We start from the raw sequence: 4,861 nt of genomic DNA, 5'->3' as shown, positions 1-4,861 counted from the left end.
ACAGCTTACCCACTTCGCCCGGCGACGGCTCGCCTCCATGCAGCGCCGCTCGACCTTGATACGAGCCTTCTGCCAACAAGCCGAATTGTCGCTTTGAATCGTTAACTTATTATGCAAGTCTCAATAGGAGATATCGTTTTAGAACGGCAGGGCGGGAAGTAGCCCTCGCGAGGAGAATCGGGAACAGACCATGCGGAAGAATCGGACGGAAATTGGCGGAAATCGGGGACCTGCCACGAACACCTGATACGACGAGCTTTGAAGAGAAAGTACCAAGAATCTCTATAACGTAGTCAACCACCGAAGGGAGTACACATGAAAAAGCAATGGCTGATAGGAATGGGGCTGTTGGCGCTATCAAGTTTATCGTTCGCCGCCGGTTGGCAGGACAGTAAAACGATTACCGAATACTTCATTGACGGCGATAACACGAGCGATCGGCTGTACGTCGCTTTCGACCAATCCCCCAACCCCGATGGCTGCCGCAGCCGGTGTAGGCTGGGATGAGTCTGCGAATCCCAGTGACTCGTGGCTGGTAATGCTGGGTTACGCTGCGCTAACCCAGCCTACAAATCAGGGTAGCAGGCGGAAAGAATCTATAACGTACCAACCAAAACAGGGGAGCACATATGAACAAAAAATGGCTGATAGCGATGGCGCTGTTGGCGCTGTCGAATTTGTCTCCGGCTGCCGGCTGGCAGGACAGTCAAACGATTACCGAATACTTCATCGACGGCGATGGCAAGAGCGATCGTCTGTACGTCGCCTTCGACCAATCGCCCAATCCCTACGGCTGCCGCAGCGATGCCCACTACGCCCGCGTCGACAGCGAAACGCCCAAAGGCAAATACCTCTTCTCGATAATCTTGAGCGCCCACGCGAGCCAACAAGTCGTCGCCCCCAAACTTGAAGACTGCGACGACCTGGAACGACCCATCGTCACGGGCTTAAGAGTAACAGCGGACTAAACCCCTGTGATAGAGGCAGGCCGACTATAAGAGCTTGATGAAATCATCGACGCCAAGATTCGCCTGTCGCAGGATCGCCCGGAGCGTACCGCGGTCAAGTTCCTTGTGGTCGGGCACGACGAGCTGTGCGAAGGGATGATCGCGGCGCAGGATGATGTGACTGCCGTGCTGGCGTTTTCTGTAGCAGCCAATCTTGCCCAGCGATGCCCCGTATACTGACGGCCGGAGACGCGAGGCAGCGCGCTCACACGGCGACAAGCAGTGTTTCAAAGCGCTCTTCGGGGACTGCCAGACCATCTTCTTGCAGCGCGGAAATATAGCCTTCAATGGCCTCTTTGATGTTGTTGACCGCTTCTTCTTTGGTGTGTCCTTGAGAAATACAACCCGGTAGGCTTGCGCATTCCGCAATCCAGCAGTCATCCTGGCCTTTGTAGATGATGACTTGTCGCATTGAAGTAGTCCTCGATACGTGGTGCCGCGATTATATCAGGCGTTTAGCTGTAATCGGCTGGCGATGGCCCGCGTCACCGCGCGGAACTATGGTCTGGCCAGCCGCGTGGACGTTATCACCTCTCCCGCCAACAACTACGCGGTGCGCAACCTCTACAACGCGCAAGGCTATCTGCGGCAGGTGCAGAGGGCCAATGATCCAAGCCTGATCTACTGGCGCGTCGAGTTGGCAATCTGGAGCAGCGCGTGGATCAGGTGGACCCAGCGCGCGCTTGGTGACCGAAACATTCGACTATGACGATCTGAATTGGTTGACCCGCATCGATACCACCATCAGCGGCATCACCTTAAGCAAGACCGTCGGCTACGACAATCGCGTGGACGTGAAAGCCGTGGCGGTGCGGATCAACCGTTGCAGCGGTGAGTTAAGCGACCTGCTATTCGTTCCGCGATCACTTCGGCAATGAGCTCGGAATCACTTCAGATGAATGCCGAAAATGAAATTCCGCCCGCCGCACGCGCGCCCATTTGTAGGCGTCTAGCACGGAGAGCGAATAGATGAACAGTCCGCCTGCGTACCGTCCGAGCAGCGAATGCTCCTGTGTGGTTAACTGAAAAGTAATCCAGCCGAGCAGAAGTGTAAAAAACGCGAATCGCAGACCGCGGGCCGGCTGGCGGTTGAGCACCTGTCCGTAGCCTGGTAACAGAATCGCCACCAGGGCCACCATATAAGGATGATGCGTGGAGCCGTCCCCGTTGTTGCCCGATGCGTTGTTCACGCGCATCCCCGCACCCGCGAACTGAGCGACGCCCGGCGCATTAAGCCGCCGCGATCTGTTTGAGGTCGGCTCGTTCAAGGTCGACGATCAGCGCCAGCATCCGGTCGAGCAGCATTTCGAGGCCATCGGGGGCCACCTGCAGGCCGTCGAACCGCAGGCTCCGCATGACGGCGTAATGAGCGCGCTGTCCCTGATCGAGCTGAAAAACCGTGCGTACACCGCGCGGCGTGATAACGAGTTCCTTGAGTCTCGGGTCGTCGAACATGTTTATGTGCCGCGATACGACGTTAAGCGGCGGCATGCGCTCGGCCGTGTCCGTTCGCAATATGGCGTGCTGCGGCCACGACGGTGGGACGGTAACGTTAACTGGCAGCGACCAGACGCTGGAATAGAACTCGATGTTCTCCGGGCGTGCCAGATAATCGAACGTGCCCTGCACGGGCAGTCTCGCAAACACGGTGGCCCGCAACCACAATTGCGGCAGCTTGCGGTAGCCGACGTGGTCGGCGATCGGCTCCAGGGTCACCCGGCGACCATCGTAAAGACCTTTGAGCACTGGAAAATCGATATCGTCCTGCGCTATCGACGGTTGCTCGAACATCGTCAGGCAGCGATCCCACATGGCGCGGCGCTGGCGACGAACCGTCTCGCGATGACGCGCCTGTTCACGCCAGATCAGCGCGGCAAACAGCACGACCACAAACGTCACCAGCAGTGTGTAGATTCCCATCGGCGGAACAAACATCGAAGTTATGAAACAGGTGCCGACATTTCAGGATGTCGATGGCTGTAAGGCTGAGTGTGCTGCGCGCTGCGGTTATTGAATATTCGTTTCATAACCTTCGACAAATCCCATTGACCCCCCGTTCGACTGGCTCAGGACAAGCTCTTTGCGAAGCGGGAACACGGTAATTTCAGTATCCGCGCGGCCGCGGCCAGGACATGGTGAACTGATCGCCACGGCGCACGTATTTGTAGCGGTGCATGGAGAACCAGAGTGACGCGACGATAAAAAATACCAGAATCGAGATCAGATAATCCGCATAGCCCAGAAAGGTCGCGAAGTACACCGCCATGCACAGAATGAACAGGACCACGGCCGGCAACGGATGAAAGGGATGGATGTACGCGCGTTTGATGACGCCAAGCGGCCACAACTGCCGGAAGCGCACGATGTTGAACGACATGAATGTGTAGCCAAGCAGCCCCGCGAGGATGGAAAACGTAATCACGCCGTCCACGGGTAATTGCGTGGCCGCCACGTACGCGATCGGGATCAGGAACAGGATGGAACGAAACGGTGTGCGATAGCGCGGATGCACGGCGCCGAACCACTGCGGCATGTAACGGTCACGTCCCATCGAGAACCACGCGCGCGAGGCGTCGTTGATGCAGCCGTTGGCCGAGGCCAGGGTCGAGAGCATGGTGCCGACGAACAGCACCACCATCAGGAGCTTGCTCCCGGTGATCGTCGCGGCGTCGTAAAGCGGCGTGTACGCCTGGCCCAGGTATTCCCACGGGATCAATCCGGTGGCGACGTACCAGGTCAGAGAGGCGGCGATTATCAGGGTGACGATGCCGGTGATGGTGCCGAGCGGAATGGAGCGTCCAGGCGAACGGCATTCCTCGGCGGCCTGACACGTGCCTTCGATGCCGAGGTAATACCACATGCCAAACTGCAACGCCGCCACCACGCCGATCCAGCCGTAGGGCAGGCCGGTCAGCAGCTGGTCGTGCTTCACCACTTCGCCCGGCGTCCACGGCGCCACCGACACGTACAGCACCAGGATGGACAGAAACGCAACACCGGTAATGATGTAGTTGAAGGTCAGGGTCATGAACACGCCGCGATAATTGAGCCACGCCAGCGAGGTGATGACCAGCAGGATAAACGGCGTGATGTTGAGATCCGCGTGACCGGACTGCCCGGCCACGGTTCTAAGTAGGTCGGCGGCGATGAACGCGTTGCCCGCCTCCAGCATCGTGTACGCCATCACCAGGTACAGGGCGACGTTGAACGCCATCAGCGGCCCGATGATGTGCTTGGCCTGCGCGTACTGTCCGCCCGCGGCGGCGACTGTGGAGGTTACCTCCGAATCGATCATGGCCACGCAGGTATACAACAAGCCGATGACCCAGCAGGCGATCAGCGCGGCCAGCGCGCCGCCCTTGCCAACGGCGAAGTTCCAGCCCATGAACTCACCCACGAGCACGATGCCGACGCCGAGGCCCCAGATATGCGCAGGGCCCAAAACCTTCAGCAGATTGATCCGATCGCCGTGTACGGTAGTCGTTGCAGGAGTAGTCGTACTCATGACGCGCCTACCTTCTCGGAACTTTGCTCCAGCAACTCGTCGGCGCCTTCGCGCGAGCTTTGCAGCAGCGCTTCGTCATACGTCATGCCAACGCGAATCGCGTCGACCACCATCCAGACAATGAGTAACGCGGAGATTCCCCAGGCCAGATACTCAGCGATATTCCAGATATCCATCGGCATGCGCCTCGTCAACGTCGTTATTGATCTTTGCGGTCATTCACTTTCGCGCTTTCGCGGCCGCGTTGCGGTTCTACGGTTTAGAACTTCAGGGGTCGAACTTCTCGGCGATCACGTCCCTGTACTCTTTTGCTGACCTCGTAAGCATGTACCAGAAATAGAACACGAGC

General features: G+C 58.1%; 10 protein-coding genes. 4 read left to right on the top strand and 6 right to left on the bottom strand.

The features are described 5' to 3' along the window. Positions 1-315 precede the first annotated feature (315 nt). Positions 316-507: a hypothetical protein gene (locus H0V34_15455; GenBank protein MBA2493012.1), complete on the top strand. Its 192-nt coding sequence runs from the start codon at positions 316-318 to the stop codon at positions 505-507. A 122-nt stretch (positions 508-629) separates the two neighbouring features. Further along, positions 630-968 carry a hypothetical protein gene (locus H0V34_15450; GenBank protein MBA2493011.1) on the top strand — a complete coding sequence of 113 codons (339 nt, stop codon included), beginning with the start codon at positions 630-632 and terminating at the stop codon, positions 966-968. Positions 969-992: 24 nt separating this feature from the next. On the opposite strand, the gene H0V34_15445 is transcribed toward H0V34_15450, so the two are convergent. After that, on the bottom strand, positions 993-1,265 hold the full coding sequence (locus H0V34_15445) for a type II toxin-antitoxin system HicA family toxin (protein ID MBA2493010.1): 273 nt from the start codon (positions 1,263-1,265) through the stop codon (positions 993-995). Then, positions 1,213-1,419 carry a type II toxin-antitoxin system HicB family antitoxin gene (locus H0V34_15440; GenBank protein MBA2493009.1) on the bottom strand — a complete coding sequence of 69 codons (207 nt, stop codon included), beginning with the start codon at positions 1,417-1,419 and terminating at the stop codon, positions 1,213-1,215. Before H0V34_15440 ends, H0V34_15445 begins: the two co-directional genes overlap by 53 nt. A 63-nt stretch (positions 1,420-1,482) precedes the next feature. Between H0V34_15440 and H0V34_15435 the strand changes: the two genes are divergently transcribed. After that, positions 1,483-1,716, top strand: a complete 234-nt coding sequence (locus H0V34_15435) for a hypothetical protein (protein ID MBA2493008.1) — start codon at positions 1,483-1,485, stop codon at positions 1,714-1,716. Then, the gene (locus tag H0V34_15430) at positions 1,694-1,885 is read left to right on the top strand and encodes a hypothetical protein (protein MBA2493007.1); all 192 of its coding nucleotides are present in this window, start codon (positions 1,694-1,696) and stop codon (positions 1,883-1,885) included. Before H0V34_15435 ends, H0V34_15430 begins: the two co-directional genes overlap by 23 nt. On the opposite strand, the gene H0V34_15425 is transcribed toward H0V34_15430, so the two are convergent. The 4 genes from H0V34_15425 to H0V34_15410 form a co-directional block, all read right to left on the bottom strand. Next, a complete protein-coding gene (locus H0V34_15425) occupies positions 1,871-2,203 on the bottom strand; it encodes a hypothetical protein (protein ID MBA2493006.1) in 333 nt (110 codons plus the stop codon). The genes H0V34_15430 and H0V34_15425 overlap by 15 nt on opposite strands. 34 nt (positions 2,204-2,237) lie before the next feature. After that, positions 2,238-2,927, bottom strand: a complete 690-nt coding sequence (locus H0V34_15420) for a hypothetical protein (protein MBA2493005.1) — start codon at positions 2,925-2,927, stop codon at positions 2,238-2,240. 184 nt (positions 2,928-3,111) lie between these two features. Next, positions 3,112-4,512 (bottom strand): APC family permease, encoded by a 1,401-nt coding sequence (locus H0V34_15415; GenBank protein MBA2493004.1) that lies wholly within the window; start codon positions 4,510-4,512, stop codon positions 3,112-3,114. After that, entirely contained in the window at positions 4,509-4,688 is a 180-nt protein-coding gene (locus H0V34_15410) for a hypothetical protein (GenBank protein MBA2493003.1), read from the bottom strand. Before H0V34_15410 ends, H0V34_15415 begins: the two co-directional genes overlap by 4 nt. Between the last annotated feature and the right edge of the window lie 173 nt (positions 4,689-4,861).

The sequence above is a fragment of the Gammaproteobacteria bacterium genome (assembly GCA_013696315.1).
Taxonomy (GTDB): domain Bacteria; phylum Pseudomonadota; class Gammaproteobacteria; order JACCYU01; family JACCYU01; genus JACCYU01.
Note: the sequence above shows the minus strand (reverse complement) of the source record. Positions and strands in the feature narration are given on the sequence as shown.